The sequence below is a fragment of the Bartonella sp. AP19HLJMH genome, assembly GCF_042196245.1.
Lineage (GTDB): Bacteria > Pseudomonadota > Alphaproteobacteria > Rhizobiales > Rhizobiaceae > Bartonella.
In genome coordinates this window covers 10,670-37,171 of the sequence record NZ_JBHIPX010000018.1, presented here as the reverse complement: position 1 = coordinate 37,171, position 26,502 = coordinate 10,670, and the positions used below count along the sequence as shown (strand labels likewise).

Below are 26,502 nucleotides of genomic sequence, written 5' to 3'. Positions count from 1 at the left end.
TCAGCTTTCAATTTTTCCATTGATTTGCGATTTTCTTCGTCAATTTTACGACTTCTTTCTGCTGCTTTTGCTTCATATTCTTTCTGAAGTTCTAAAAATGCTAACCGCATGTTTTCACAATTTTTTGAAGTTCCTGCAAATCCACATTTCGCATCCCACTCTAAGCGTAAATTTTTATCTTTTTTAAATTCTGCTACACTGTGAGTTTTTTCACATCCAGCTGTGATGAGCCCTGTGCAAAGCAGCAATGTTGTTATGAGAACTTTATTCATGATTAATGACTGTCCTGTTGTTGTTTAGCACGCTCTTCTGCTTCTCGTTCGGCTTGTTCTTTTGCTTTTTCTTCAGCCTTTCTTTTTTCCATTTCAGCTTTTAGTTTTTTTATTTCAGCTTGCCTTGCTTGATGTTGAGCTTCCATTGCGGCGTCAAATCTTTCCATCGCTTTACGGTTTTCTTCTTCGCGTTCACGCGCTCTTTCTTCAGCTTTTGCTTCATATTCCTTTTCAAGTTCAAGTTGTGCTAATCTTAGGTTTTCACAATTTTTTGCAGTTCCTGCGAATCCACATTTAGCATTCCACTCTCCCATCAATTTTTTATCTTTTTTAAATTCTGCGACGCTATAAGTTTTTTCACAGCCAGCTGTGATGAGCCCTGTGCAAAGCAGCAATGTTGTTATGAGAACTTTATTCATGATTAATGACTGTCCTGTTGTTCGGCTTTAGTGCGCTCTTCTGCTTCTCTCTTGGCTTGTTCTTTTGCTTTTTGTTCAGCTTTCCATTTTTCATGTTCAGCTTTTTGTTTAGCCATAAGTGCATCCATACCTTTCCTATACTCCTCTGCTGCTTTACGACGTCTTTCTGCTGCTTTTGCTTCATATTCTTTTTGAAGTTCTAAAAATGCTAACCGCATGTTTTCACAATTCTTTGAAGTTCCTGCGAATCCACATTTAGCATCCCACTCTAAGCGTAAATTTTTATCTTTTTTAAATTCTGCTACGCTGTGAGTTTTTTCACATCCAGCGGTGATGAGCCCTGTGCAAAGTAGCAATGTTGTTATGAGAACTTTATTCATTATTTATTGTCCTGTTTCTTTTCAGATTCTTGTTTATCATCATTTGTCGAGCCAAAGCCTCCCCATTTTTTACGGGTTTCAAGTTCAGCTTGCTCTGCATTTTTACAATTTTTCGAATTCAAATCCCCTGACGTCAAACATTTCACTAATACTTCTTCCATCAGTTTTTTATTTTTTTTAAGTTCTTCTACGCTGTAGGTTTTTTCACAGCCAGCTGTGATGAGCCCTGTGCAAAGTAGCAATGTTGTTATGATGATCTTGTTCATATTCAAGCCCCTCTTTTTTACTCTTTATTGACCACGCATTTTTTGGGCTAAAGCTTTGGTTCGTGCTTTAAATTCTTCTATTTCACGTCTTTCTGCCGCTTTTTCTTCTGCTTGTTGAATCATCGCGGCGGCTTGCATTTGAAGGACTTGTGTTTGCAGTTTTGCTTGTATTGCTTCTAGTTGTGCTTGAATGCCTTGAATTTTACCCGCATCTTCAGTACTTCCAAGTTCGTCAAGGAGCTTGGTAATGTTTTTTTGTGTTTCACTGGCTTCTTCGTAGACGTCTTGTCCTTTGGCTGCTTGTCCTACTACGCGCTGTTCAGCTTTTTTCACTTCCTGTGTGTAAAAAGCATCTACTGCCTCTTTTGAGTCTGCGCCCCCCGCGGGCTCTTTGTATTTAAGCTCTTCTTGCCATTTTTGCGTGTTTTTGCTGCCACCGCCGCCGCCACCGCCACCGCCACCACTGCCCATTGATTGTTGAAAGTGGTTGAAATCTGAAGGAAGGGCGCCACTGCTCCCTTGCTTGTTAAACATCTCTTTCAATCCCGAAATGTCAGGCTTGACATTTAAGGAGTTATATAACTGTTTCGCTTGATCGAGTTGGCTCTTTAATTGTTCAAGCTGTTGTGCACCTTGTTGAATTTGTTCTTGCAATTTGTTAAGTTGTTGTGTGCCTTGCTGGACTTGTTTCATTATTTGTCCTACAGCCGCGGGATCATATACCATGATAGCGAATGCATTTGTTTGAAAGCCAAATGAAGCTGCATAGACGGTTGTTGCCAATAAAAGTTTTTTCATTGTTTTGACCTTTCTTGAAAAATAGGAAGCCATTTTTCTGGAGATTGTCCAACTTCATCCATAATGGTCTCTAGGAGTTCAATATTCTTGGTGGTACCACTTAAAATGGCTATTTCATCATCAAAGCCGCGTAAATTCAGCTCTGCTACAACTGAACTTTGCCCTTGTTTGATGAGAAAACGCCGTGACTCACGGCTTAATTCTGATTGTATCAGGTTAAATTCTCTGTCCGATAATTTAAAACCTTCTACATAATCCCCATGATTGCCCTTTTGATTGGGAAAATAAATCTGTGTGGGGCATTGCTCTATAATGGTGTGGGCAATGGTCGAATTGATCGCATCTTTGGGAGATTGCGTTGCAAACAACATCAAACCATTTTGTTTACGGATAGTTTTCAGCCTGTCTTGCGCAAAGGCTTTAAAGGAATCATCCTCTAAGGCTTTCCAAAACTCATCAATGACAATGATAATACGACGCCCATCAATCAGAGACAAAATCCTATGAAAAAGATACATCATTAAGGGGGGACGAATTTCATTATTGTCTAAAAAATCCGTCATGTCATAACCAATAAATTTTGCATCAATGCCAATGTCGTCATCAGGATTGTCAAAAACCCACCCTAAGGCATTGCCTTTACACCATCTTTCTAAACGACCCGCTATCCCCTCCCTGTGCGTGGTGTCAAAAAACATTTGTAAGGCGGAGATCGTCCGTTGTTCTTTTGGCAACAAGGCAAGTTGGTCAACAGCAGCAGAAATATCTTGTCTTTCTGATTCACTGATCTTTTGATCTTCAGACGAAACAAGCTTTATAATCCATTGGCGTAAAAAAACTCTATCTGCTGGATTGTTATAGTCTAAGCCTTTTAGCGGTGCTATGCCTGTCGGTCTACCATTCTTCAAGGGCATATAAGTGCCGCCACCCGCTCTGACAAAAAGTTCTGCACCCCGATCTTTATCAAAAAAGACCATATTGGGATCATGCTTTTGAAGTTGCGCTAAAAGAAAATTGACAATAACCGTTTTCCCAGAACCAGAGGGACCACAAACAAACGTATTGCCTAAATCTCCAAAGTGAAAGTTAAAATAAAACGGTGAACCAGCAGAGGTTTTCATCAAGGCTACCGCTGGTCCCCACACATTGCCATCTATTTTCCCAACCGGAAAAGAATGAAAAGGAGAAAGCGCTGCATAATTGCGGCTTGTTATTGCACCAGAGCGGGTGCGATAAGCATAATTGCCAGGCAATTGTGCCCACCAAGCTGCTGCTAACCCTAAGTCTTCCCGCGCAATCACAGCCCCACCATCTGTAAGACGAGAACGCGCTTTGGCAAGATTATCCGCTAACTCTTGCGGCGTATCAGCAAAAACTGCCAATGATAAATGATGTTCCCCTAAAACAAAACGATTGGATTCAAGATCATCAAGCGCATCATCCAGTTCCATAATTTGTGAACCTGCTCGATCTCCTGCATTGACCATTTGATTCTGTTTGCGCCCCATAATCTGTTTGGCAGCATTTTTGCTCTTGAAAATAAAAGATTGGGTGAAAATAAACTCAAAGGGAAGGGTGAGCAAACCATCCGCCATGCCTACCCTGGTTTTTGCTGGATATTCTTTCCAACCAAACATGCCCGCAAACCGCTGTGCCGCCTCATAGCGTATTTCTATGATCTCTTTCCCAAAAATGAGACGGTCTGAATAAACAGTCGAAGCTATCGTCCCCCATGTGAGAGGGATACGTTCACGACGACCTCCCACCAATTGGTGGATAAACTCACTTTGCTGCGAATAAATATTACCTTCATGTTCATAAAGACTCAGTCTTTTTGCACCATAACGCTCTAAATTTTGAATAAGATCTGTGGTAATATCTTCAAGCTTGCGAATGGACTCTGCATCAACTTCTGTCTTTTCTTGCTTGGCTTTGCCTAAACGTTTGAAAAACTCCACTAATTTATCCGTTTGATCAACGTGTGGATTCCACAAAATCGAAAGATAAAGATCATTGCGATAAAGCTCCTGTGAAATCATCCGGTCGCGATATTTATCATCTAATTGCTTGGCAAATGCCGATCTGAAATTCCCATCCGGATAAATCGTTTCACGCTTTCTGATAATATGGCTATAAAGCGCTATCCGTTCATCCGCTATGTTTTTAAACAGATTATTGAGCTGTTCGTGAAGCACATTCAGATCAATAATATCTGCTGTCTCAAAGTTAATCCCTTCAAGTTTAATAACGCTCATGAGAGCGCGTGAATCCAGCGCAATGATGTGCTTGTTGACATGGCGCACATAAGGAATGATCGCCTCTGGCTGCTTTTCACGTTTGCGCTCTGTTCTATTCATTGTAATTCCTCATAATTACGAATTAATCGTAATGGAGAAATACTTCCCCCACCCCATAGACTCGAATTTCTGGCAAAAATAGATGTTTTTTGCCATGTCAGAAGAATACGAAATTTGTTATGGTCATGCTTTAGGATTTCCTTGAATATGAAATGCAGCATCACACCAAAGGTTAGAAGAAAAATATTGCCTGCCATAATGAACAATATCATCGTTCCTATCCCATTTAATCCCATAGCCTCCACTGTCACGCCCGCAATCATTGCAGGGCGCGTGCAAGCAAGAAATAACGTATCTTCTGTTAGCTTGTCGTGCTCTTTCATGGCTTTGAAAGGCAAAGTTTAATGGGAAAACATTGATACGATTTGCGTTGCACCCATAACAATGCCGATGCCAACACAAACAAAGAAAGCTTTACGCATTTCAACATAACCAGCAATCCATGCAAGCCCAATACCAGCAACCGCAATGGTTGCAATTGATGTTGCAATTTTTCCTGTTAAAGCTTCAATTATTTTATCAAGAGCAGTTTCAATTTTTCCGAAGCCGCCATCAGCAAATGCTGGTTCACTCAGTGCCATGAAGGCAATAAACAGCATCAATGCTGCTGTTAACCATTTCTTTTGGGTGTTGGATAGAATAGTTTTTTGTAAGGTATGTTCATTAATGAACGAATTATTCATGTTTTTCATGAAAATTCCCCCGCTTTATGTTTAAGTTAATCACAAAATTAATATTCAAAATATTAATCGGGAATCATATAAATGAAAAAAATAAATTTTTCTATCGATAAATTAATAATATTTAATCTTTTATTATTTAATAAACAAAAAATATAGTAATATTCAAAATGATACTTTTAAAATATCTTCGAGCAGCGCCTAAATATATTGTCTTAATTTGTATTATTATTTTAGGATACTTTTATTTCAGTCAACATAATGAAAATATTATGCAATTTTCTCTTTTTGAAGGATCAGAAAAGACAATAGAAAACCCCGTTCAAAATCCGAAGTCACAATTGGTTGATTATGCAAACCAACAAGACGTAAATCAACAAAATGTGGTATTGCATTCAGAACCAATCGCATCACAATTTTATGAAGAAAATGTGCCGGTCTATTCCGGTGCTATACAGGTCACAAGTGGTGTGACCTTTAAAATGATTACGCTTGTAGATGATGGGTGGAGAAAAAAGATCATCCGTGATATCCGTTTATATGGTGTGGAAAGCTGTGAAACACGACAATTTGCCTCACGCAACGGAGTTAAGTGGCCTTGCGGTGCTTTTGTTACGGCTTGGCTTGTTTCAAAAACAATTGATAAAAAGGTTACTTGTCGGCAAGCACGTGTCGTTCAACAGGTTCATTATGCACAATGTTTTGTAGATGGGGTTGATCTGGCGCGGTTGGGGCTGGCAGAAGGGTTGATGGTGTTGACAAAAGATCAGCATCATTTTCCATCCCCCGCAGACTATAAAACTCTACAATCTGCTGCTCAAAAAGCACAAAATGGCTTGTGGTCGAGCCAATTTCAACAACCAGAAGATTGGCGAAGAGATCATGGAAGCTATAATCCCATTGACCATAATTAATATTGACCATTATTGATAAAGCGTCTTTTCAAGCGCTATTTAAAAATCAAGACAATATTCTACTGCAAATCTTATCAGAAAAAAGTTAATGATAATCCACACACTCCTTGGTGGACAACGCTCTTCATGGAAAATTGTTGTGTTTAAAATATCCTATAGGTTATTTACTACAGCGCTATGGGAGAGCGCGTTTCCTTCCCCTAAACAAAATAGTCATTGTAACAAACATGAGTGTTCAGAAAAATATAAACACATGCAAACTACTGATGTGACCTATGGTCATGAAAAAAGGCTTATGAAAAAATAGAGAAAAGGTAAAACTGAAAATACCTTGCCTTCAAAAAACAATCAATTGCTTCAAATCAAACCAGAACTTTTAATGCAAGCTTTGCCTCATGTTGCTATGTTCATGAAACATGGGTTGCAATCTGAAAGAGAGTGTAGCGGTTCTATGGAATTTTTAGCAAAATGAAGGGGATTTTTTTCAGGTATTTGAAGAAGCTAAAGAGACTATGAGGAAAAAAATGTGCTTTCTTTTATAACAAAAGAAAGCACATTGAGAGGGGGATTTAGAGTGACAGCTTTACATATTTTACTCTGAAAAGCGGTCTTTTTTATCTTTTTTCCACAAAAAATAAGTTGCAAGTCCGAGAATGGGAACACCCAATTTGGCAAAAGGGAGATGTTGACTGAGAGCTGCAAGACTGGAAACGGTCGCATCTGTCATGAGTTTGTGGCGTTGTTCTTCTGTCTTTTTTTGTTGGTCATAGCGTTGATAAGTTTTGAGAACGCGACTGATAATAAGACCTAATCCCGCAAGAGAAAGACAAATTAAAAACATGATACTGGCGGCAGCAAGAGGCTTCATAACAGAACATAACGCAATAAAACCGATGGTACATAAAAAAAGCAAAGACATGAAGAATGAAATGCTAATAAACCCATAGAAAATTGCTTGAAGGCGTACTTGCTTGACTGTGCTTTTAAGCCCTCCACCGACAAGATGGTTTAAAAGAGGAGCGATAAACTTATGCATTGCTTAACGACGTAGTAATTGAGAAAGAATAAAACCAACGCCTGCTGCAAAAAGAACGCTTTTGCCAGGATTTTTGCGAACGCATTGGTTCATGGTTTGTTCAAGATCACTGATTTTGTCTTTTGCTTGAGACATCATGTCTTCACCACTTTCTTTCGCTGAGTGATATAGTTTTTCCGCTTTGTCTTTGGCGGCGTTGAATTTGTTTGCACCAAGATCTGTTAGGGTTGAGGTAATCCCTGAAATTTCAGTGCGTAACGTTTCTAATTGTCCTTGTAGGTCTTTTTCTACGGCTGATTTATCGTGCTGTGTTGTTTTATTATGGGCCATGGTATTTTTCCCTCTTGATTCATTATATTTGTATTGGTGTGTTCATAGTGATCATTTGCATTGGAGTGAAAATTTTCACTGCTTGAGTAACGCCAAAAGCTTTTTTTGGTTCCTTTCATTTTGTCGAATTTAAAACTGTTTTTGATAAAATAAATCTTTCCTATACGATATGCTTTGTCTGTAAAGGGTCGCATCTGTTGAGAATTGTCTTATGCTTTTGCAGTAATTTAGCACCATTCTTCAGTTTCTCGTGGCGCAGTTTTTTTATAAAAGTTTTTTAAAAAGCGTGTTGAGGTTTATTTTTTAGGCTTGTGACAGGTAAAAAACATCGTTGTTGCGATTTTGCGGCAGAAGTACTGTCATTTTTATGCTTTTGAAGCAAAGAAAAAGAAAAGAATATTGCGGCTCTTTGCTCTCTATGTATTTGGGGGCAACACGCGCTGCCCATGATACTTTTGGTCAGTTTAAGATATTGCGATAGTTCTTTTTTTAAAACGTAAGGTATATTTTTATTTTAGGATAGGAGAGGTACTTCAGTGTAGGGGTTGTTAGAGATGTGCATATCCTTTTCTTCAAGAGTTTTATGATATTTTTGCTGCTTGTTTCATGTAAGAAAATATTTTGTTGGATTTAAAAGAGCCGCTGAAATGAGAAAAGCTTTGCGATATGAGAGATTTATTTGACAGGAACGATGATAAATTATTCTTATAAATTAAAATATTATATGCGATACTTCTTGTAAGTTTATCATTTTGCCTAATTTATGCAATAAATTGATTGGGTAAGATAAACTTGTTGAATTGTTAGAGAAAAATTTCTTGAGTAATTTCTTTAGAATTAAGAGAGAGAGCTTGTGAAATAAAACTATACTTGATTTATCAAGTTTTCTTTCTTAAGAGGAATACACAAGTGACGTTAAAAGGGTAGTGGCATTGTGGAAGAGTGATGCTATGCGGGGTGACGATCCAGCTCATAAATAAAGATAAGAGCACAAGAATGTGAGATAAAAATGGAATCTGAAACAGTCCCTTTAGATAAAACAGTCCCTTTAGATAATATGTCTTCTGTATTGACAGTGCATGATTTTTCTCCTCTTTCTATGTTTATGGCTGCTGATTGGGTGGTAAAAGCCGTTATCATTATTTTGTTACTTGCTTCACTTGTGTCTTGGACAATTGCTTTTGTGAAAATTGTTGAGATCACTTTGGTAAAACGAAGAGTACGTCATGAACTTCAATTGGTTCTAAATGCTCAGACTCTTACGCGTTTGGCAGCTAGTTTGAAAGAAAGCAAAGGGGCTGGTGTGTTTTTTCTCAAAGAAGTCCTTAAAGAAGTGTATCTTTCTGCACAACAGGTTCATTTTTCTGCTCCTGAAGGGATAAACGAAAGCTCTGGTGAAAAAAACAGTGAAGGGGAAAGGGCACAAACGATTGAAGATATTCTCTTTTATGAGGAGAGCAATCAATATGAAGATGTTTCCCGCGATGTTCGCGATGCTAGGGTTCGTGATGTTCATGAAGGTTTAAAAGAAAGGGTTCATTCACTTTTGTCACGCTGCTTGCTGGCTGCTACACGCCGTGTTGCATGTGGAAGTGCTGTTCTTGCAACTATTGGCGCAATTGCTCCTTTTGTTGGTCTTTTTGCAACTGTTTGGGGAATTATGAATTCTTTTATTGGGATTGCTCAGTCTCAAACAACGCGACTTGATGTGGTGGCGCCTGGAATTGCTGAAGCCTTATTCGCAACGGCTGTTGGGCTTTTTGTGGCTATTCCCGCCGTTGTTATGTATAATAGCCTTATGCGTGCTTTGAGTGGTTATCGTAGTGATTTAGGTGATATCGCTGCTGCTCTTGAAAGGCTCTTGAGCCGTGAACTTGATAGACAAAGACAACAGAAAAGTCATAAAAAATGAAAGCAAGCCTTAATAATGATTGGGATATAGATGAGAGTGGGTTGCAAAGCGAAATCAATGTGACCCCTTTTATTGATGTTGTATTGGTGTTGCTTATTGTTTTTATGGTTGCTGCGCCTTTGGCAACATCTGCCATTTCCGTTCAGCTTCCTTCTATAACTCAAGCACCTTCAGTGGTTCAGTCTGATGAACCTCTTTATGTTACGTTGCAAAAAGATCGTTCTCTTTACATTGGTGATCATCTTGTAGAACAAGCAGCTTTGAGAGAAGCTTTGTTGAGGGAAACGACGCAAAATTTAGAGACAAAAATTTTAATCAAAGCGGATAGCGAAATTGATTATGGTGCTGTCATCGATTTATTAAATCAAATACGCATGGCTGGATATCATAAAATCGGTCTTGTAGGATTGCAAAACTCTACCAATCTTGTCTCAAGAGGTGAGATCAATAATAAAACAACAGGGGTAGCGAACGCTGCTGTCGATGGAGCGGGTGGTAACGTTGTGGGGCATGTGGATGCCGTAACAACGGGCACTGCGGGAAACGCTAATATTCCAGCCGATGTCTCTGATCAGTGATAAAAAACAGCCTTTGTTGCAGGAAGCAAAGCATATTACTCAAAGTCGTAGAGTGAAATTGATGAGGGTTCCGTGGATTTGTTAAACCAAATACGCATGGGTTTGATATTATGCAGGGGGTTCATATATCGAATCGGTTTTTTTAGGATTAAGCTCTACTCATCTTGCCGCAAGAGGTGCGATCAAGAAAACAGCAGAGGCGATTGTTGTGTATCTTAATACATCTTAAAGCCTTTTTTGCGGCGGTGTTCATAAATGGTATAACCGTAAAGCCCCCGTAAAATAATAAAAAAATCTATCAAACATCACCATCTTTACGCTTAACAAAAGAGCAAGCGAGCACCATTACCGTATTTATATTTTTTTCCCAATGTTGCAATAGTGTTTAGGACACGTATTCATTATAGGCATTTTTCCAGTTTTTATCTGCATGCTAGCCACGTTTGGAATGTGAGAAACATGCTTTTGATTGATTTAATATAAATAGGCTTGCCATAAAACAATCTTACAGTATTGAGATTTCTCATTTAAGTTGAAAGACAATTCATTATTATTATAAATCAATATGATGTATAGATTGTCGACATTACAAGTAGTGTGTGAACGCTCAATGGTTAATGCCAATGTTTTTGTTATGAGGGAGGGGTATCTGGTGATAATGAAGTTTTGTATAGTGCACGAGACGTAATTGAGAGATGCTTGTTTAGAGGTGCTTTTAGTGAAAAAACTTTGAAAGCAAATGCGCATTCCTTTTGCACTTTAAAAGCCCAAGGAGTTTTAAGTGAAAGGGTGATTAGAATAAGTGTGTGTTATATTTTAAGGATAGCGATTTTTCAGAGCTTCTTAAGTGTGTCCTGTTGAACCAAAACCTCCTGTTCCACGGCTCTCGTTATGGCTTTGGGTACTTTGCTCTGGTTCAATGGCGCAAACATTAAGTTGGGATACAGGGGCGATGACTGTTTGGGCAATGGCGCGCATGCCCCGTTTAAATGGAAAAGTCTTCTTGGCCTAAATTGATTAAGAAGGAGTTTGACTTCACTTCCGGATAGTCACACTCAATCGTTCTTGGAGTGTTGAGGTATGTAATGCCCGTGTTTTAAGGCTAAGCCAGAGCGTGGACGGATGCGTGCTTCACAAGCCCCACGTGATAAATGAAAAATGAGACCTGTTGGAATAAGTGCCCGCTGCTCAGGGGCAAGAACAAGCGTTTCTTCTTTACCAATTGCTGCTTGTAAATCCAAGACCCGCAGAATCAGCCGTTGTGTAGTGAGGAAGCTTTCTTGTCCCAAGCGTGCGATGCTGAACGGATAAAGTCAAGGGGGGTGTGAAGATTGAGAAGAGACAGGAGAAGAGTAAGGATACTTGTTTAGAGGGGCGTTTAGTGAAAAAACTTTGAAAGCAAATGCGCACTCCTTGTGCACTTTAAAAGCCCAAGGGGTTTTAAGTGAAAAGGTGATTAGAATAAGTGTGTGTTATATTTTAAGGATAGCGATTTTTCAGAGCTTCTTAAGTGTGTCCTGTTGAACCAAAACCTCCTGTTCCACGGCTCTCGTTATGGCTTTGGGTATTTTGCTCTGGTTCAATGGCGCAAACATTAACTTGAGATACGGGGGCGATAACTGTTTGGGCAATGCGCATGCCCCGTTGGATTGAAAAGTCTTCTTGTCCTAAATTGATAAGAAGGACTTTGACTTCACCACGGTAGTCACTATCAATCGTTCCTGGAGTGTTGAGGCATGTGATGCCGTGTTTTAAGGCTAAGCCAGAGCGTGGACGTATTTGTGCTTCAAACCCAAGTGATAAATGAAAAATGAGACCTGTTGGAATAAGTGCCCGCTGCCCAGGGGCAAGAACAAGCGTTTCTTCTTCTCCAATTGCTGCCCGTAGATCAAGACCCGCAGAACCCGCCGTCGCGTAGCAAGGAAGTTCTAAACCTTGTCCGTGTGCAAGACGCTGAACAAATAAAGTCTGGGCATGTGAAGATTGAGAAGAGACAGGATGGTTGTTTAGAGAGGCGTTGGTTTCAGTGTGCGACATGATCAAGGCATTTCCAAAATATGAGGTCTAGAAGAAAATGATACTTTAACAAAAGATATCTATAAAACCAAGTCGATAAAGGTGTGTGGATATAGGTTGTCCCCAGAGCTTGCTTATCATCTCTTGCTGACCTAAAATATTCCACAACACCACCTAACATCATCAAAGGCATCATCAAGGATGGCTTATGCCTAGGGGCATGCGCTTATTTGAGATCTAAATTATGGTTACAGATAAGATTTTTTAGATACTACCGATAAGAATACCCGTGGCAAAAACCAGAGCTCCCCCAATGATAACCTGTAAAGAGGCGCGCCAAAAGGGAGTGGACATGAATTTGTTCTGAATCCAGACGATGGCGCCTAGTTCAAAAAAAACAATGATAAAAGCAATAATTGTCGCTACATAAAAAGAGTTGATCAAATAGGGAAGAGTATGACCTAGTCCTCCTAATGTTGTCATAATGCCGCTGGCAAGACCTCTTTTTAATGGCGAACCACGCCCTGATAATTTTCCGTCATCATGGGCTGCTTCTGTGAAACCCATTGAAAGTCCCGCACCAATTGAAGCTGAGAGCCCTATCAAAAAAGTTTGATGCGTGTCTCCCGTGGCAAAAGCTGCGGCAAAAATGGGGGCAAGGGTAGAGACAGAGCCATCCATTAACCCTGCAAGACCTGGTTGAATCCAAGTCAAAAGTGTTTGTCTTTGCGTTTTCGAAGGCTTTTTTATGGTGGGATTTGCCGCTGTTGTTTTTTGGGAGGGATGGCGGTTCTTGCCTTTCACAAGAGAAGTTTTGTCACATAATGAACCGATAGTGTTTGCACGATTATGGCAAGAAAGGCACAAAAGTTGCTTATAATTTTTAAGCTCTTGAAGCCCCATGGCGGTAAAAACCGCGGCTTCCTTAGAGGAATAAGGTTCTAGAGCTTTTGCATATTTTAAATAGAGCGCCGCATGTTGCTCTTTTAATTTGAGCGCTTTAAGTATCACGTTTTGTGCTGAACGAAAGGACAGAGCTTTACGTTGTACAAATGAAAAAAACGATCTCAACATTTTCTGTTCCTCTGCACTTTAGAATAATTCTAAAACATAAGAAAAATAAACCGAAAGTCAATCTAAAAGTTAAAAACTGACAAATTACAAAAAGGTTGCACTGAGAAAAAAGGTGCTGGGATGTTGAGAAAGTACAAGGAGATTCATCAAATGGAGACGACAGGGGCGCATGAAAGAAATGATTACGTGAAAAAATTTAAGAGACAATGTGCTTTATTTTGCTAAAGGGGCGTTTGAATGGAGCATTTCAATGTATTGATGCTCGAGAATATAGGAAAGGAATAAGCTAGCATCATCATTCATTCGATGCGTTCAAAAGACTGTCAGCTCTTAGAATTTGAAATGATTCTTTAAAGGAGATCTTTATTCAAGGGATAAAAGCCCATTTCGCGAGGGGGCCCCCGTGAAGAGTATAGAAGGGTAGAGCGGCAAAATTTCCATGAAATAATATAAACTCCATTGAGTCTTCTTAATCTTTACGCTTCATAAAAGAGCAAGCCGGTATCATCATACACCTTAGCTCCCAGTGTTGCGACAGTCTTTAGAACGGTTCATTATAGGCATGGCATTTTATTGTACAGTTTTACGCCACTTATTCTGCTTGTGGAGGTGTAAGCCAGTATTCTTATGATATTTACGCGCATTTTAGCGTTGTTACAGCTTTTGCATTTAGGTGGATTTGTTAGCGTGTAACGAATTATCTTTTGTGCTGTGATTGCAGGGGCAGGTTTAAGGGTGGGGGTGCATAAATGAAAGAGATATTATCATATCAAATTGTTTGATCACGCATAAAAATTTATGCTTTATGAAGGGGCATTTATCGCCTTGTAACTTGCCTGATATCTTGTATGAAAGCCCAAAATTCAGTAAAATTCTCTCACTTCAAAACTTCTTATATTGAAACAATTCAAATCATTTTCTTGTGTATCACAAGGAGGGGTGTGGTTGTGGGATTGTTAAAAAGTGTGATAAGTTGCAATGTGAGGGGAGGATAATCTCCGTGTCAGTGAAGGAGATTGCTCTTAGCGTTTTAAAAAATATGTTAAGTTTCGTAGAAAAAGGCGGGGAATATATGGAAATTGATGAAAGTTTAGAATGGCTTTTACGTTCTCAAAAACTAACAATACTGCAGGCAGCGTTATTGATAGTGGGCTTGAATCCACTTATATGTGAATTTACCAACGAAGACAGACCTGAAGACAGTGGTATTTACGAAGGAGGGGAGCGAGTACCGCTCGCTAAAATTGCTTTGTTCCGAGCTGTTTATAATGAGATAGTAAGAGTAGTAGAAGAGGGAAAATTAAGGGTAGAATGGTACTATCATCGTGATTTTCGGGGGGTTCGTTTGGACGAGAATCCTATTGTTGAATATTCTTCTGTTTCCCTAGATGATTTGAAAGAATGGCTTTTATTGTGTGGTAAGAGACCTAAAGTTTTTTTTCCTGAGGATGCTGCTGCTGAGACTAAGGACCAAAAATATGCGTTTCAAGATCCAACGCATCCACGTTATGCTCCAAAGCTTGCTGCGGTTGTTGCAGCATGGGAAGCGGTGAGTGAGGCTGAGGGTGGTAAAACTGTTAAAGGAACGCTTATAAAGTGGCTTAGTGAACATGCCGTTCAGTACAAGTTGGTGGATGATGATAATTTACCAAGAGAGAAGCTCATTGAGGAATTAGCGGCTGTTGCGAATTGGGAACCTACCGGAGGGGCGCCTAAGACACCTGCCAGCTCTCTTTTATCAAAAGAAAAAAAATAAAAAGATCACTAAAATTGCGCTGTTTTTTTTGATAATTTTGAAGATAAACTCTTTTTCTGGGGGAGATTTTTACTTTTCTTCCCTAGATTATAAGTAATTGTTTTTCAATAAAAATAATTTTTATAGTGTTCCTCTGACTGTTCAGGCGGGAAAAATAGACATTTTGGGGCAGTAAAATTTACCCTGTAGTTTTCGTAACTTACCTATCTATTTTTGTTTGATTTTTTTGGGCATTTTAAAATCCAAATCAACTGAAATGGATTTAAATATGATAAAAATACTTTCTTTTTTTACGGTGCGTGGAAATGCAAAAAATTCTCAAGTAAGTGCACCGATAAATACACCAATATTGGAGCAGCCTGTTGCCGATGAGGTGGTGCGTAAATCGTTTAGAATAGGTGTATTGTCGTGTTGGTTAAAGTTTGAACTTACCCTTGTTATGGAAAAGGTCAAAGCTGAGCGCCATACGCTTTCTCCATAAAGAAATCTTGTCATCTATGAGCGAGTGAGGATTTCTCTTGAAAAATTTGCACAATAGTAAAACTCGTTAGCAAAACCCGTTCTATGGCGCAACAAAAAGGATGTCATAAATGATTATCTCATCATAAATATGCTTTAAGAATAACCCTTGCGTGGCGAAAGTCTATGGCGTAGTCGCTATAGACTTTTGCTCTGTGTGTGGTGATCAATGCTCTTGTTTATCTCTTGTCAATGCAAGTGCCCATGAAAGTGATGGGTGTCTATTGCTCCATTGTGATGCTTGGTTGTTCATGTTTAGAAACGACAAGTGTATTAAATGTGATAGGGCTGATAGAAAGGAGAACGTATCCTGTAAAAATAGGTGTGTCTTTAAAATAAAGCTGATAAACGAAATTATTTTTTTATCTACCTTTTGTATAATGAGAAAAAGGTATTCAAAGTGCAAGCATAAGCAATTTAGCAGTAAATCCCAAAATAGCTTAATATATCGTTTCTAGGAGAAGAGGAAGAAAGTCTATCTGCAAAAGCTATGTTGGGTCGTGTGACAGGTGAAATAATGCGGTTAGGGCAATAAACAATTGTTATTGGTGAAGAGATAGAAATCGATTGGGGGTTGATTTCTAGTTTATTAGAGAATTTTCTTTGTTATTTTGTCAAATACGATCGTTTGAGGTGTGGTCATATAAAGCGAAGCTTTTTTCAATCTTGGAAAGATATTCTTATTGCGGAAAATCATATAAAGTTTAAGCAACGGCAGCACGATTTTTTGTGCAATGAAATGATAAGTATGTACAATATCTCGGTAATCTCCGTGGGAAACTTTACCGGATCCAAGGTGTGGATATTGTCTTCTGCTTATCCCAAATCGCAGATATTTCAAAACAACAACGGTGGAGCAAAACAACAACGGTGGAGAATGAATGTTGGATATGTTCTAGGGAAGGTTGCAAAAAATGGCAGTTTTCAAAAAAATACCAAAAATGACGAAAGGAGCGGTTTCCCACTCCTTCGTTCCTATCTCCCCTTGCGGGGAAGCGGCCACCATTACTGATGCCGTGTATGGTGATATAGATACACTTATTTTTCTCAAAAGTCAATAGTGTAAATGCGGTAAATATTTAAGCATCAGAGCTACAACTTTATGAAAATCTTCGCAGGATAATCTTGGAACGGTACGTGAGCAACTTAAACGACTTACAGAAACTGTTGTGACATAATTGCAGATAATCCATGCTTTTTTATTCTCTATGGGAGATTGTATTGGATACGCAGCGGGATTATTGGGTTGTGATTTCGTTGAAAAAGGTAAAACTGTCACATTTCCATATAATTTTGCATTCTTAGAAAGCACTAAAACAGGCCGCTTTTTCCAAAATTCAGGGAGTATCGAATCATGAGGAAAATCGCACCAAAAAACTTGCCTGATGCGTGGTGCCGATTTGATTCGTGGTTTTATATGAGGTGGTTTTTCGTAAGGCGCATTTAAATCCCTTTCTTTTATATGCTCACGCCATGCATTATGATCATGTTCCATCATAACACATGGTTCTTCAAGTTTGGTTATATCTAAGGAAATAGGTGATAGGGTAGAAGGCTCTGTGTTCTTATCTTCAGCCATAGCAGACCATTTATATTTATTGGTCCCCTCACTTATTATTTTACGGCTTTTCTATCACGAGTTTTTATCAAAATGTTGCTTATAAGTACAGAGAGGTGAAACCATAAAATGGATGTATCTGCTTATTTTTGTCTTTTGAGTACAACGCTAGAGGAGGGATGTTGGTGACTCGTTGGTGTGGGTGGGTTGGTTTGGCGGTGGGTGGTTTTGGGTGGGGATTGGTGATTGGAGGGTTGTTGGTAGGGGAAAGCGATTGGAGAGAACGAGTGCACGCGGTTTCGTTTCTATTTTATGGTTAGAGTTTTTTATGGATTGAAAGGAGCCCTTTTGAAGTAATATAGAGGCTTATAAGGGAGAAAAATAGGCTTGAGACGACATTCCAACCGGCAAATGAGAGAAAAAGAAAGCGTGCGGATGCTTCAGAACAAGAAGGAGGATGAATGTTGTTTAATTGGTTAAGCAGCTGGTTAATGTCTGAGGTTTTTCTGACTGCGCTTAAACCACAGCTGAGGGGAGCTTCCCAAAAGCCATATTCAACACCCGCATGATAAACGGCTAAAACAAGGCTGATGCACATTAAGACAAAAACACACAAAAATAAAAGTTGTATCCAAGCAGTTATGCGAAAAAAACATGCTCCAAAACCTGCTAAGAGCAAAAATGGTATGGCTCCATAATAAGGAAAACGCTCTATGAGACATAAATCGCAAGGAAGATATCCTCCGAAATATTCAAAACCAAGGGCAATACCTATTGTGGCAGACAAGCAAAAAGCGAGAAAAAAAGCCCATAAACTTTGTTCTTTTCTGCTGGGTTCAAGATGAAGGTGTTTGTGTAAAAGTGGGTGAGAAGACAAAACGCATGCCATTAAGTCTGTTCCTTATAAAAGCTTCCTGTTTAAAAAAGCTATGAAAATCCCATAAATTAAAAGGAGGCTAACACAACCAATGAGAACAATCCATTTGAAATGCTGTACTAAAAAATTCATTGCTTTTTGTCCAAAATGTTTAATCAGCCACGCGAGAAGATAAAAACGAGCGCCTCTAGAAAAAATACAAATAAGCATGAAAAGTTCAAGACGTACACTCATAACACCGGCCAAAATTGTGACAATCTTGATGGGGGGAAGATGAAAAAAACCTGATGTTATCAGTAAAATGATTAGAAATTGCAGGGTTGCACTATTTTTCAGTGATTCAAAACTTTCAACCTTACCATAAATTTCTAAAATGGGTTTGGCAAGGGTATCATAGGCAAAATGTCCGATAAACCAACCGGCAATGCCTCCTAATACAGAACAGATTGTCGCAATCAAAGCATAGCGATAAACCCGTTTTTGATGGATAAGAAGCATCGGAATATATAAAACATCTATGGGAATTGGAAAAACAGAACTTTCAATAAAGGCAATGAAACCAAGCCAGTGTGGTGCTGTACGCCGATTTGCTAAAGAAATCGTCCAAAGCTTTAATTTGTTTAATATCATGAGGCTTTTATAAGTTTAAGAGGTAAAGACTTTACAAATGAGATTGCTATAAATCCGGTAGAGAAATCCAATAAAGAAAGTATTTCATAAAATAGATAAGAAAATGATATGAATTCTTAAAAAATGAGAAGTCTTCTGTTGACGAATCTGTTCTTCTTCATATAGTGCAAAGGAATAATCGACAAGTCTGTCTTTTATAGTCCTGTCTTTTATAGCAGTGTGCGGGTGTGGTGGAACTGGTAGACGCGCCAGACTCAAAATCTGGTTCCGAGAGGAGTGTCGGTTCGAGTCCGACCACCCGCACCACTTCATAAATATTTTCCTTTATCCTGTTATGGCGCATCGCTTTGATTTATAAAACATGGGGGGTATAAAACATAGGGGGATTTATAAAACATGGGATTTATAGACCGTGTTCAATGTTTTGCATGTTGAATGAAAAACCTCGAATACCGTAGGATTCTCTCATTTCAAGTCTGCTTATAGTAAATCAACCAAAATCATGTCGCTCGTACGTTACAAGCTAGATGAGCTCTCGCGTGGAGTGAAATTTTACAAAAAATGAATAAAAATGCCTCTTATGCCGTTTCAAGGGCATCATTGGAGGTAAAGTATATGATGGATGGTGCCAGCTTGCATTTTTATGAAGTGTAGAGATGGTGCTCTATAGATTTTATATTCTTGTAGGTGCTGTCGCAAAATGGGCTTGAGGGTTTTGAGAGATGTTTCTTTAAAACACGCATGTGAATTGGCAACCAAAGTGTCTTGGATTTGAGTGTGTTTGGTTTGAAGCGTTGTCGTATGACATGAGGGGCGTGATCGCCAAAAAGATATGTGAGCAACAAAAGCATGGGGTAGTGCGTAATCTCCACTCTTTAAAAGACAGGAGCTTTAGAGGCTTAAAAAATAGTGCTTTAGAGGCTTTATAGATTTTATATTCTTGTAGGTGCTTTCGCAAAATGGGCTTGAGGGTTTTGAGAGCTGGTTCTTTAAAACACGCATGTGAATTGGCAACCAAAGTGTCTTGAATTTGAGTGTGTTTGGTTTGAAGCGTTGTCGTATGACATGAGGGGCGTGATCGCCAAAAAGATATGTGAGCAACAAAAACATGGGGCAATGTGTAATCTCCTCTCTTTAAAAGACAGGAGCATGAGAGGCTTAAAAGATTATGCTTTAGAGGCTTTCGAAAGTCGTAAAGCAGAGGGAAATGGTAAGGTTGGAAATTGGTTTTTTACCTTGACAACTTCATGTTCTCTCCAAATGAAGCTGTCTTCTCGTTACAGAAATTACATAAACAGAGAACCGCAATATTCTCTCTCCACTCTTGGCATATAATAGCGGTAAAATACTGTTGTTTGAAGTGTGGTCATATAGGGCATACTTCCTTGAAACGTTACAGTATTTTTTTCGGTGTGTGTTGGATATTCTTCAGTGTTTATCTTGCTTGAGATTTAAGGGCATTCCATGAGGAGGAACCCAAAGAAGCCCGCCCAAGATCCCCCAATATCTCCCAAGAGTCTCCAAGGGTTTTTGTGCTTTTATAAACGGACATGGTGTTTAAAAATGGGTGTTTAAAAATGGGTGTTTAGAATCTTTATCCTTTAAGAGCGGGGAGGCCAAGTCAACATCATCTTATAAAACTGCAATTGATGCACAATATCTATATTTATTTTAAAGAAATATCTCTTAAATAACGGCTCTCATTTATTTTACGATGGCACCCAGTGGTATGATGGTAAAGCTTTTATATTCCAAAGGCATTACATGAAAGGCTGAGAGGATAGGAGCTTGCTTTAAGAGAGGGAGAGGCTTTATTGTTTCGTGACTATTTGTTTACAGTTTAGTACAGGTTTTTAGAATCTACGTCTTTTTAGGGGGAAAGGGGCATTAAAAAACCCCGTTTTTAACAGGGTTTTTTAATCGTTCAATTTTTCTACAAAACTTAGAATTTATAAGCGATACCAAAGCGAACATCATGCGTTTGAGAAGAGATTTTAAGGTTATCGTTTGCAAATTTCTTTTTAAAAAAATCTGAATAACGATATTCTGTCCGCATAATGATATTATCTGTCATTGCAAGATCAAAACCACCACCAACAGTGTAACCAAACATTGTTTTTGTCTCATCTAACACATTGCCAGAAGCAAAAATTGTCGAATCTTCTTGCGATTTTGATAAAAGTGACATGATATATTGCATCTGTCTATAGGCTATACCCCCTGCAATATAAGGCATAAGACGATGGGAAGCAAAACCAATACGCGCGCGCGTGGCACCAGACCACGTTTCTTTCAATGTTACACTGCTAACAACAATGTCACCATAGTTGGATATCGTTTCACCCTGAGCTGCAGGTTTTATGATAGGAATCCCAGCTTTTTTAAAGGCAATGTTAATGGAGTTTGATTCATCTAGAATTTTCTTTCCATTGTCTGTTTGGGTGCTTTTCCTTCCAGACCAGACCATATCGGTATCAAAACCGAAAACAAGATCTCCCAGATCAATATTAGAACCTGCATACAAACCTGCTCTCAATCCTGATAGTTTCGGTGATAAATCTCTATCAACCCAAGCCCATTTTCCGCCCCTAGCTTCTTGTGCGTAATTTAGAGTATTTTTATTGGAAAAATATCCAATTTGTCCTCCAAAATAAAAACCAGACCAAGAAAAAGGTGCAGAAACAGTAACCGGTGAAATACGTGACGATGAAACATCTTGCAATGAAACCTTCGGTTCTGATTGCTTAAAGATTACCGTATCTGCTGCTTGCGCTGTTGAAGCGGTAATGAAGGTGAAAATAGATAGTGCAACTAAACATTTTGTTTTCATAAAAACGTCCCCAATTTATTTCAGATACAAATCGTATTATATACAAATTGGTTAAAAAAATCTATAATTAATATCATTATGAAAACTAAAACACTCAAAAACTCTATAATTATCCATATTTAAGCGTTCTTAAAACTTGTTTTCATGCTATTATGCCGGGTTTATATTGATTTTTCAGGATTTTTTTATACGCCTTCAGTGTTCTCTGTGTTTTAGAAAAAATTATAGTATAGTAAATAAGCTTTTTACTTATTAAAAAACATTATTTTATATATATTAAAACACTTTTTGTTATTAAATGTATTATCCATTATGATTGACATCAATGTGCTTACATATTCAATTGATCGTAAAAAATGCATATTGGCACCATCATATTCTTTGCTCGTTTCTGATATTGCATAGCTTTGTATTGCGATAGCCTTTTGAGCACTTGAGGGGATGAGCGACTTTATTTCTTTTTTATCTATATGCCACTTTTGCTTATGATAATCCAAGCGAATAGTTTTGATTGATTGAATGGAATACGAAGAATAAGAAGGAGTAAAGTGCGAGAATCTCAAGTCTCATGAGGTTTCTTATACGTCATGTAAAACGGATAAACTCTCCGTTCCGTTCGCTTAAAGACGGAACGTGGATGAGAGCCTAAAAACTGAATGTCGTTGGCGATTTTAAAGAGATTAGCGCGTGCCATTCAGGTTTTTGTGGAAATGGGTGAGGGCGCTATAATGGGCAAATGCCTCCAATTTCTTGCGAGCTGTCAAGGATATCCCCGTTAGAGAGCTGATTGTTTCAGCAAAGGTCAAAACCTTTCGGTGCATTGAATTTTGTTCCAACAGCTGTTCCTCTATTGAGCACTCCCATCTTCACGCTTCATAAAGGAGACATTTCTCAATGTTCCTAAATCCATTTCATGACAGCGATTGTGAATGGTATAATAATAAATCTATTGAGCATCTCTTTTACGCTTCATAAAGGAGCACGCCGGTACCATTACTATATTTGCTAGTTCGTGGGGTTGTTGTGACAGTCCTCTCCACAATGTTGTGACAAGAGGCCCCTTTTGTCCGTTGTGACAGTCCTTGGCACTTGAGGTGGTTCATTAGAGGCGTTTGTAGTCCTTATCGGATACAATTTCTATTCATACATTCATTGCGTTTGTGATGTGCAAGTCAGTGATTTTGATTGATGCAACATGGGACCGATTTAAAATGAGAAAATCTTACGGTCTTTAGGATTCTCGTTCAATATGGATAACGCTAGATTATCATTATAAATAAACACATTATCTCATTGAGATAAGAGTTATCTACCCAATGTTATCAATAATGATAACATTGTAAAGCGTAACTACGATGAATTCATTAATCTTTTTATACTTCGATTGAAATTATGTCTATTAATACCGATAATACCGATTTTTTTGAGCTAATTCTGTTTGGTTGATAGCTAATAGATTTTCAAAATCAAGACGCGAAGCTAGAATGAAAAACACCTTAAGGTCATATCCATTTAAATCACTTTCTGCCAGTATAGCTATTGGGTGTTGAGCTATGACTATCCATGCCTTTGCAAAACCGTTGTGCCTTTTAAGTACAATATAAGCAACAAAACCACCCATAGCATAAATGCGGCTCAGAGCCTAAAATGAACGCTGTGGGTAATTGTTATCGGTCATCATCGGGGTGTAAACACCCCGATCTTTTGACAGAAAGATTTGTTTTAAGATGTTTGCATCTTTTTTAGTGGGTTGTTTATTGGGGAGCAATCATCTTTTTAGGATCAACTAATCGGTCATAATCCTCTACAAAAACCCCTGCTTTTAATGCTTCGGTGCGCAAAGTTGTATCATTTTTATGCGCTGCTTTGGCAATTTCAGCAGCTTTTTCATAGCCAATTTCTGGTGCAAGAGCTGTGACTAACATGAGTGAGCGCTCCATGAGTGAGTGAATATGAACACGATTGGCTCGTAATCCTTGAATGCAATGCATATCAAAAGAACGCATGCAATCACCAAGAAGGGTAATTGATTGTAAAACGTTATAGCCAATAACAGGTTTATAAACGTTGAGTTCAAAATGTCCTTGGCTTGCGGCAAAGGTTACGCTGGTGTGATTACCAAAAACTTGGCATGCGACCATGGTTAAGGCTTCACATTGCGTGGGGTTGACTTTGCCGGGCATAATAGAAGATCCGGGTTCATTTTCAGGAAGACTGAGTTCCCCTAAACCGGAACGTGGACCAGAGCCTAAAAACCGAATGTCATTGGCAATTTTAAACAGATCAGCAGCGAGAGCATTCAAGCTCCCGTGGAAATGCGCAAGGGCGCCATGATGGGCAAGTGCTTCAAATTTATTGCTGGCAGTTTGGAACGTTATTTCTGTGAGAGTGCTCACTGTTTGCGCAAAAGCAACGTCAAAACCTTTTGGCGCATTCAGCCCTGTGCCAACAGCCGTACCACCTTGAGCAAGCATTTGGACATCGGTTAGAGCATTTTCAATACGCTGAAAATTGGCTTCTAATGCGGCACGATAGCCTGAAAATTCTTGCCCTAAGGTTAAAGGGGTTGCATCTTGCGTATGGGTGCGGCCGATTTTAATGATATCTGCAAATTCTTGCTCTTTTTGTTTTAATGTCGCAATAAGAGCTTCAAGGATTGGCAGTAAGTGTTGGCGTGTTTGCAACGTGGTGGCAATGTGAAGCGCCGTGGGAAAGGAATCGTTCGATGATTGGCTCATGTTGACATGGTCATTGGGATGAACTGGTTTTTTGCTTCCAAGTTTTCCTCCCAAAATCTTACTAGCACGATTAGCAATGACTTCATTGACATTCATATTGCTTTGTGTGCCAGAACCTGTTTGCCAGACGGACAGTGGAAAATGCGTATCAAAATCGCCAGCAAGCACTTCATCAGCGGCGGCAATAATTGCTTTTCCAATATTTTCTGGTAGTTTTCCTTTGCCCATATTTACAATCGCTGCTGCTTTTTTGACAAGGACTAAGGCATAGATGATGGCAAGAGGCTGCTTTTCACTGCCAATATTAAAATTATGCAGAGAACGTTCAGTTTGTGCGCCCCAATAACGATCTTGACGTACCGAAATCGTTCCAAAGCTATCCGTTTCCTGACGTGTTTCAACCATGATAAGATCCTTTTTTGTTCACGGGTTCTCAAAAAAGATAGATAACGCGAAAGTGCAATAAGAGGCAAGACTTTGAAGCTTCATTTAGAGAAATTATTTTTATGGCTATTCTTGACATTGAGAGATGCCGATTTTATATCTAACACATGCTAGCACTCGTAATTTGAGAGTGCTAGCAAGAACTTTTAAGATTAATTCAATTATGTTCAGTTTTAAGGATTTAAAACATGGCTAATATACAATTCCGCCCACTTCACGACCGTGTCGTTGTCCGTCGGGTTGAATCTGAAAATAAAACGGCTGGTGGGATTATCATCCCTGATACAGCAAAAGAAAAACCCCAAGAAGGCGAAGTGATTGCTGTTGGCAATGGCGCTCTCGATGATAACGGAAAGCGCGTGCCTTTAGAAGTCAAAACAGGAGACCGTATTTTGTTTGGAAAATGGTCTGGAACTGAAGTCAAGATTAATGGGGAAGACCTCCTCATCATGAAAGAATCTGACATTATGGGAATTATGGGCTAATTGAAGCACTTAGTTTTTCATTGTGTACTATTTTGAGAAAACTCCAAGGAGAAATTAAATGGCTGCTAAAGAAGTCAAATTTGGCCGTGAAGCGCGTGAGCGTTTGTTGCGCGGTGTCGACATCCTTGCTAATGCTGTTAAGGTGACACTCGGCCCTAAAGGTCGCAATGTGGTGATTGATAAATCATTCGGTGCGCCTCGTATCACAAAAGATGGTGTATCCGTTGCAAAGGAAATCGAACTGGAAGATAAGTTCGAAAATATGGGTGCACAAATGTTGCGCGAAGTTGCTTCTAAAACCAATGATATCGCTGGTGATGGAACAACAACAGCAACTGTTTTAGGACAAGCTATTGTGCAAGAAGGTGTTAAAGCTGTTGCTGCGGGCATGAACCCAATGGATCTTAAACGTGGGATTGATGCTGCTGTTGAAGAAGTGGTGGCAAACCTCTTCAAAAAAGCAAAAAAAATCCAAACTTCAGCAGAAATTGCACAGGTGGGAACAATTTCCGCTAATGGCGCTGCTGAAATCGGTAAAATGATCGCTGATGCTATGGAAAAAGTGGGCAATGAAGGCGTCATTACCGTGGAAGAAGCTAAAACCGCTGAAACGGAATTAGAAGTCGTTGAAGGAATGCAATTTGACCGTGGGTATCTTTCCCCTTATTTTGTCACAAATGCTGAGAAAATGGTCGCTGATCTTGATGATCCTTACATTCTCATTCACGAAAAGAAATTGTCTAATTTGCAATCTCTTCTTCCTGTGCTTGAAGCTGTTGTTCAGTCTGGAAAACCACTTCTCATTATCGCTGAAGATGTGGAAGGTGAAGCTTTGGCAACGCTCGTTGTCAACAAATTGCGTGGTGGTTTGAAAATTGCTGCTGTAAAAGCTCCTGGATTTGGTGACCGTCGTAAAGCAATGTTAGAGGATATCGCTATCTTGACATCCGGACAGGTTATTTCTGAAGATGTGGGCATTAAACTTGAAAATGTCACTTTGGATATGCTTGGACGTGCAAAGAAAGTGAATATTTCTAAAGAAAACACCACCATTATTGATGGTGCTGGACAAAAGAGCGAAATTACTGCTCGCGTCAATCAAATCAAGGCTCAGATTGAAGAAACAACTTCTGACTATGACCGTGAAAAATTGCAAGAAAGACTTGCTAAACTCGCTGGTGGTGTTGCTGTTATCCGTGTGGGTGGTGCAACAGAAGTTGAAGTGAAAGAAAAGAAAGACCGTGTTGATGATGCTTTGAATGCAACACGTGCTGCTGTTGAAGAAGGTATTGTTGCTGGTGGTGGTACCGCATTGTTGCGTGCAGCAAATGCGTTGACCGTTAAGGGAAGTAATCCTGACCAAGAAGCTGGTATTAGTATCGTTCGTCGTGCTCTACAAGCACCAGCGCGCCAGATTGCAAGCAATGCTGGTGAAGAAGCCGCTATTATTGTGGGCAAAGTGCTGGAAAATAATGCTGACACTTATGGTTACAATACCGCAACTGGTGAATTCGGTGATTTGATTGCTTTGGGAATTGTTGATCCTGTGAAAGTTGTGCGTTCTGCTCTTCAGAATGCGGCTTCAATTGCGAGCCTTCTGATCACAACAGAAGCAATGGTTGCTGAAGTTCCA

The 26,502-nt window shown here is 39.2% G+C and carries 28 protein-coding genes, 1 tRNA gene and 2 pseudogenes; 11 read left to right on the top strand and 20 right to left on the bottom strand.

Translation table 11 applies throughout. The features are described 5' to 3' along the window. From ACFINR_RS08140 to ACFINR_RS08105, 8 genes are all read right to left on the bottom strand, one after another. Positions 1–272, bottom strand: a 272-nt coding sequence (locus ACFINR_RS08140; RefSeq protein WP_375653904.1) for an EexN family lipoprotein, incomplete at its 3' end; no start/stop codon positions are given. A 2-nt stretch (positions 273–274) separates the two neighbouring features. Further along, positions 275–691 carry an EexN family lipoprotein gene (locus ACFINR_RS08135; protein ID WP_375613233.1) on the bottom strand — a complete coding sequence of 139 codons (417 nt, stop codon included), beginning with the start codon at positions 689–691 and terminating at the stop codon, positions 275–277. Positions 692–693: 2 nt separating this feature from the next. Then, positions 694–1,071 (bottom strand): EexN family lipoprotein, encoded by a 378-nt coding sequence (locus tag ACFINR_RS08130; protein ID WP_375613234.1) that lies wholly within the window; start codon positions 1,069–1,071, stop codon positions 694–696. Further along, on the bottom strand, positions 1,071–1,337 hold the full coding sequence (locus ACFINR_RS08125) for an EexN family lipoprotein (RefSeq protein WP_375613235.1): 267 nt from the start codon (positions 1,335–1,337) through the stop codon (positions 1,071–1,073). The genes ACFINR_RS08130 and ACFINR_RS08125 overlap by 1 nt, the downstream gene beginning before the upstream one ends. Before the next feature lie 24 nt (positions 1,338–1,361). Continuing rightward, a complete protein-coding gene (locus ACFINR_RS08120; protein ID WP_375653900.1) occupies positions 1,362–2,135 on the bottom strand; it encodes a type IV secretion system protein in 774 nt (257 codons plus the stop codon). Then, positions 2,132–4,492 (bottom strand): VirB4 family type IV secretion/conjugal transfer ATPase, encoded by a 2,361-nt coding sequence (locus ACFINR_RS08115; RefSeq protein ID WP_375653898.1) that lies wholly within the window; start codon positions 4,490–4,492, stop codon positions 2,132–2,134. The genes ACFINR_RS08120 and ACFINR_RS08115 overlap by 4 nt, the downstream gene beginning before the upstream one ends. Beyond that, positions 4,489–4,815: a type IV secretion system protein VirB3 gene (locus ACFINR_RS08110; protein WP_273790924.1), complete on the bottom strand. Its 327-nt coding sequence runs from the start codon at positions 4,813–4,815 to the stop codon at positions 4,489–4,491. Before ACFINR_RS08110 ends, ACFINR_RS08115 begins: the two co-directional genes overlap by 4 nt. Before the next feature lie 18 nt (positions 4,816–4,833). After that, on the bottom strand, positions 4,834–5,184 hold the full coding sequence (locus ACFINR_RS08105; RefSeq protein ID WP_375613238.1) for a TrbC/VirB2 family protein: 351 nt from the start codon (positions 5,182–5,184) through the stop codon (positions 4,834–4,836). A gap of 158 nt (positions 5,185–5,342) precedes the next feature. Here ACFINR_RS08105 and ACFINR_RS08100 point away from each other — a divergent pair, with 158 nt between their 5' ends. Further along, entirely contained in the window at positions 5,343–6,086 is a 744-nt protein-coding gene (locus ACFINR_RS08100; protein ID WP_375653894.1) for a nuclease, read from the top strand. Between the two features lie 592 nt (positions 6,087–6,678). Here ACFINR_RS08100 and ACFINR_RS08095 read toward each other — a convergent pair. Both ACFINR_RS08095 and ACFINR_RS08090 read right to left on the bottom strand, forming a co-directional pair. Further along, the gene (locus ACFINR_RS08095) at positions 6,679–7,122 is read right to left on the bottom strand and encodes a hypothetical protein (protein ID WP_375631986.1); all 444 of its coding nucleotides are present in this window, start codon (positions 7,120–7,122) and stop codon (positions 6,679–6,681) included. Between the two features lie 3 nt (positions 7,123–7,125). Continuing rightward, positions 7,126–7,452 (bottom strand): YqjD family protein, encoded by a 327-nt coding sequence (locus ACFINR_RS08090; protein ID WP_375612522.1) that lies wholly within the window; start codon positions 7,450–7,452, stop codon positions 7,126–7,128. A gap of 1,009 nt (positions 7,453–8,461) precedes the next feature. Here ACFINR_RS08090 and ACFINR_RS08085 point away from each other — a divergent pair. Together ACFINR_RS08085 and ACFINR_RS08080 are read left to right on the top strand one after the other, a co-directional pair. Next, on the top strand, positions 8,462–9,364 hold the full coding sequence (locus ACFINR_RS08085) for a MotA/TolQ/ExbB proton channel family protein (RefSeq protein ID WP_375631982.1): 903 nt from the start codon (positions 8,462–8,464) through the stop codon (positions 9,362–9,364). Continuing rightward, positions 9,361–9,942: a biopolymer transporter ExbD gene (locus ACFINR_RS08080; RefSeq protein WP_375613243.1), complete on the top strand. Its 582-nt coding sequence runs from the start codon at positions 9,361–9,363 to the stop codon at positions 9,940–9,942. The genes ACFINR_RS08085 and ACFINR_RS08080 overlap by 4 nt, the downstream gene beginning before the upstream one ends. A gap of 843 nt (positions 9,943–10,785) precedes the next feature. Here ACFINR_RS08080 and dut (ACFINR_RS08075) read toward each other — a convergent pair. The 3 genes and pseudogenes from dut (ACFINR_RS08075) to ACFINR_RS08065 form a co-directional block, all read right to left on the bottom strand. After that, positions 10,786–11,274, bottom strand: a pseudogene (gene dut, locus ACFINR_RS08075) (dUTP diphosphatase). Positions 11,275–11,448: 174 nt separating this feature from the next. After that, positions 11,449–11,979 carry a dUTP diphosphatase gene (dut, locus tag ACFINR_RS08070; protein ID WP_375640903.1) on the bottom strand — a complete coding sequence of 177 codons (531 nt, stop codon included), beginning with the start codon at positions 11,977–11,979 and terminating at the stop codon, positions 11,449–11,451. Positions 11,980–12,222: 243 nt separating this feature from the next. Then, a complete protein-coding gene (locus ACFINR_RS08065; RefSeq protein ID WP_375653891.1) occupies positions 12,223–13,032 on the bottom strand; it encodes a VIT1/CCC1 transporter family protein in 810 nt (269 codons plus the stop codon). A 1,000-nt stretch (positions 13,033–14,032) separates the two neighbouring features. Here ACFINR_RS08065 and ACFINR_RS08060 point away from each other — a divergent pair. The 3 genes from ACFINR_RS08060 (at position 14,033) to ACFINR_RS08050 (ending at position 16,319) form a co-directional block, all read left to right on the top strand. Next, on the top strand, positions 14,033–14,788 hold the full coding sequence (locus ACFINR_RS08060; protein WP_375653887.1) for a hypothetical protein: 756 nt from the start codon (positions 14,033–14,035) through the stop codon (positions 14,786–14,788). Positions 14,789–15,056: 268 nt separating this feature from the next. After that, on the top strand, positions 15,057–15,269 hold the full coding sequence (locus ACFINR_RS08055) for a hypothetical protein (RefSeq protein WP_375653883.1): 213 nt from the start codon (positions 15,057–15,059) through the stop codon (positions 15,267–15,269). Positions 15,270–16,112: 843 nt separating this feature from the next. After that, positions 16,113–16,319 (top strand): hypothetical protein, encoded by a 207-nt coding sequence (locus ACFINR_RS08050; RefSeq protein WP_375630961.1) that lies wholly within the window; start codon positions 16,113–16,115, stop codon positions 16,317–16,319. A gap of 42 nt (positions 16,320–16,361) precedes the next feature. Here the strand turns inward: ACFINR_RS08050 and ACFINR_RS08045 are convergent, their stop codons facing one another. Beyond that, a complete protein-coding gene (locus ACFINR_RS08045; RefSeq protein WP_375613249.1) occupies positions 16,362–16,886 on the bottom strand; it encodes a type II toxin-antitoxin system PemK/MazF family toxin in 525 nt (174 codons plus the stop codon). 164 nt (positions 16,887–17,050) lie between these two features. On the opposite strand from ACFINR_RS08045, the gene ACFINR_RS08040 reads away from it, so the two are divergent. Continuing rightward, on the top strand, positions 17,051–17,185 hold the full coding sequence (locus ACFINR_RS08040) for a hypothetical protein (protein WP_375613250.1): 135 nt from the start codon (positions 17,051–17,053) through the stop codon (positions 17,183–17,185). Here the strand turns inward: ACFINR_RS08040 and ACFINR_RS08035 are convergent. Beyond that, the gene (locus ACFINR_RS08035; protein WP_375653879.1) at positions 17,182–17,754 is read right to left on the bottom strand and encodes a disulfide bond formation protein B; all 573 of its coding nucleotides are present in this window, start codon (positions 17,752–17,754) and stop codon (positions 17,182–17,184) included. The genes ACFINR_RS08040 and ACFINR_RS08035 overlap by 4 nt on opposite strands. A gap of 12 nt (positions 17,755–17,766) precedes the next feature. Continuing rightward, entirely contained in the window at positions 17,767–18,372 is a 606-nt protein-coding gene (locus ACFINR_RS08030) for a YqaA family protein (RefSeq protein ID WP_273790911.1), read from the bottom strand. A gap of 221 nt (positions 18,373–18,593) precedes the next feature. Between ACFINR_RS08030 and ACFINR_RS08025 the strand changes: the two genes are divergently transcribed. After that, positions 18,594–18,678: transfer RNA gene (locus ACFINR_RS08025), tRNA-Leu, on the top strand. A gap of 843 nt (positions 18,679–19,521) precedes the next feature. Then, positions 19,522–19,707, top strand: a complete 186-nt coding sequence (locus tag ACFINR_RS08020) for a hypothetical protein (protein ID WP_375653876.1) — start codon at positions 19,522–19,524, stop codon at positions 19,705–19,707. A 607-nt stretch (positions 19,708–20,314) separates the two neighbouring features. Here ACFINR_RS08020 and ACFINR_RS08015 read toward each other — a convergent pair. The 4 genes and pseudogenes from ACFINR_RS08015 to fumC all read right to left on the bottom strand — a co-directional run bounded on the left by ACFINR_RS08015 (position 20,315) and on the right by fumC (position 24,345). Further along, a complete protein-coding gene (locus ACFINR_RS08015; protein WP_375613252.1) occupies positions 20,315–21,202 on the bottom strand; it encodes an outer membrane protein in 888 nt (295 codons plus the stop codon). Between the two features lie 628 nt (positions 21,203–21,830). Continuing rightward, a pseudogene (locus ACFINR_RS08010) lies at positions 21,831–22,048 on the bottom strand (lyase family protein); the annotation flags it as partial. Between the two features lie 553 nt (positions 22,049–22,601). Continuing rightward, positions 22,602–22,823 (bottom strand): hypothetical protein, encoded by a 222-nt coding sequence (locus tag ACFINR_RS08005; protein WP_375653872.1) that lies wholly within the window; start codon positions 22,821–22,823, stop codon positions 22,602–22,604. A 133-nt stretch (positions 22,824–22,956) separates the two neighbouring features. Next, positions 22,957–24,345 (bottom strand): class II fumarate hydratase, encoded by a 1,389-nt coding sequence (fumC, locus tag ACFINR_RS08000; protein ID WP_375611602.1) that lies wholly within the window; start codon positions 24,343–24,345, stop codon positions 22,957–22,959. A gap of 227 nt (positions 24,346–24,572) precedes the next feature. Between fumC and groES the strand changes: the two genes are divergently transcribed. Next, positions 24,573–24,869 carry a co-chaperone GroES gene (gene groES, locus ACFINR_RS07995; protein WP_005774667.1) on the top strand — a complete coding sequence of 99 codons (297 nt, stop codon included), beginning with the start codon at positions 24,573–24,575 and terminating at the stop codon, positions 24,867–24,869. A 58-nt stretch (positions 24,870–24,927) separates the two neighbouring features. Then, on the top strand, positions 24,928–26,502 hold a 1,575-nt coding region (gene groL, locus ACFINR_RS07990; RefSeq protein WP_375653869.1), incomplete at its 3' end, for a chaperonin GroEL.

Coding starts and splice junctions, on each gene's coding strand:
- ACFINR_RS08100 (WP_375653894.1), top strand. CDS start 5,343: ATGATACTTTTAAAATATCTTCGAGCAGCGCCTAAATATATTGTCTTA.
- ACFINR_RS08005 (WP_375653872.1), bottom strand. CDS start 22,823: ATGGGTGGTTTTGTTGCTTATATTGTACTTAAAAGGCACAACGGTTTT.
- groES (WP_005774667.1), top strand. CDS start 24,573: ATGGCTAATATACAATTCCGCCCACTTCACGACCGTGTCGTTGTCCGT.
- ACFINR_RS08015 (WP_375613252.1), bottom strand. CDS start 21,202: ATGAAAACAAAATGTTTAGTTGCACTATCTATTTTCACCTTCATTACC.
- ACFINR_RS08080 (WP_375613243.1), top strand. CDS start 9,361: ATGAAAGCAAGCCTTAATAATGATTGGGATATAGATGAGAGTGGGTTG.
- ACFINR_RS08105 (WP_375613238.1), bottom strand. CDS start 5,184: ATGAAAAACATGAATAATTCGTTCATTAATGAACATACCTTACAAAAA.
- ACFINR_RS08090 (WP_375612522.1), bottom strand. CDS start 7,452: ATGGCCCATAATAAAACAACACAGCACGATAAATCAGCCGTAGAAAAA.
- ACFINR_RS08095 (WP_375631986.1), bottom strand. CDS start 7,122: ATGCATAAGTTTATCGCTCCTCTTTTAAACCATCTTGTCGGTGGAGGG.
- fumC (WP_375611602.1), bottom strand. CDS start 24,345: ATGGTTGAAACACGTCAGGAAACGGATAGCTTTGGAACGATTTCGGTA.
- ACFINR_RS08085 (WP_375631982.1), top strand. CDS start 8,462: ATGGAATCTGAAACAGTCCCTTTAGATAAAACAGTCCCTTTAGATAAT.
- ACFINR_RS08045 (WP_375613249.1), bottom strand. CDS start 16,886: ATGGCTGAAGATAAGAACACAGAGCCTTCTACCCTATCACCTATTTCC.
- ACFINR_RS08020 (WP_375653876.1), top strand. CDS start 19,522: ATGAGAGGCTTAAAAGATTATGCTTTAGAGGCTTTCGAAAGTCGTAAA.
- ACFINR_RS08110 (WP_273790924.1), bottom strand. CDS start 4,815: ATGAAAGAGCACGACAAGCTAACAGAAGATACGTTATTTCTTGCTTGC.
- ACFINR_RS08135 (WP_375613233.1), bottom strand. CDS start 691: ATGAATAAAGTTCTCATAACAACATTGCTGCTTTGCACAGGGCTCATC.
- ACFINR_RS08030 (WP_273790911.1), bottom strand. CDS start 18,372: ATGATATTAAACAAATTAAAGCTTTGGACGATTTCTTTAGCAAATCGG.
- ACFINR_RS08055 (WP_375653883.1), top strand. CDS start 15,057: ATGATAAAAATACTTTCTTTTTTTACGGTGCGTGGAAATGCAAAAAAT.
- ACFINR_RS08115 (WP_375653898.1), bottom strand. CDS start 4,492: ATGAATAGAACAGAGCGCAAACGTGAAAAGCAGCCAGAGGCGATCATT.
- ACFINR_RS08120 (WP_375653900.1), bottom strand. CDS start 2,135: ATGAAAAAACTTTTATTGGCAACAACCGTCTATGCAGCTTCATTTGGC.
- ACFINR_RS08130 (WP_375613234.1), bottom strand. CDS start 1,071: ATGAATAAAGTTCTCATAACAACATTGCTACTTTGCACAGGGCTCATC.
- ACFINR_RS08035 (WP_375653879.1), bottom strand. CDS start 17,754: ATGGCATGCGTTTTGTCTTCTCACCCACTTTTACACAAACACCTTCAT.
- ACFINR_RS08125 (WP_375613235.1), bottom strand. CDS start 1,337: ATGAACAAGATCATCATAACAACATTGCTACTTTGCACAGGGCTCATC.
- ACFINR_RS08065 (WP_375653891.1), bottom strand. CDS start 13,032: ATGTTGAGATCGTTTTTTTCATTTGTACAACGTAAAGCTCTGTCCTTT.
- dut (WP_375640903.1), bottom strand. CDS start 11,979: ATGTCGCACACTGAAACCAACGCCTCTCTAAACAACCATCCTGTCTCT.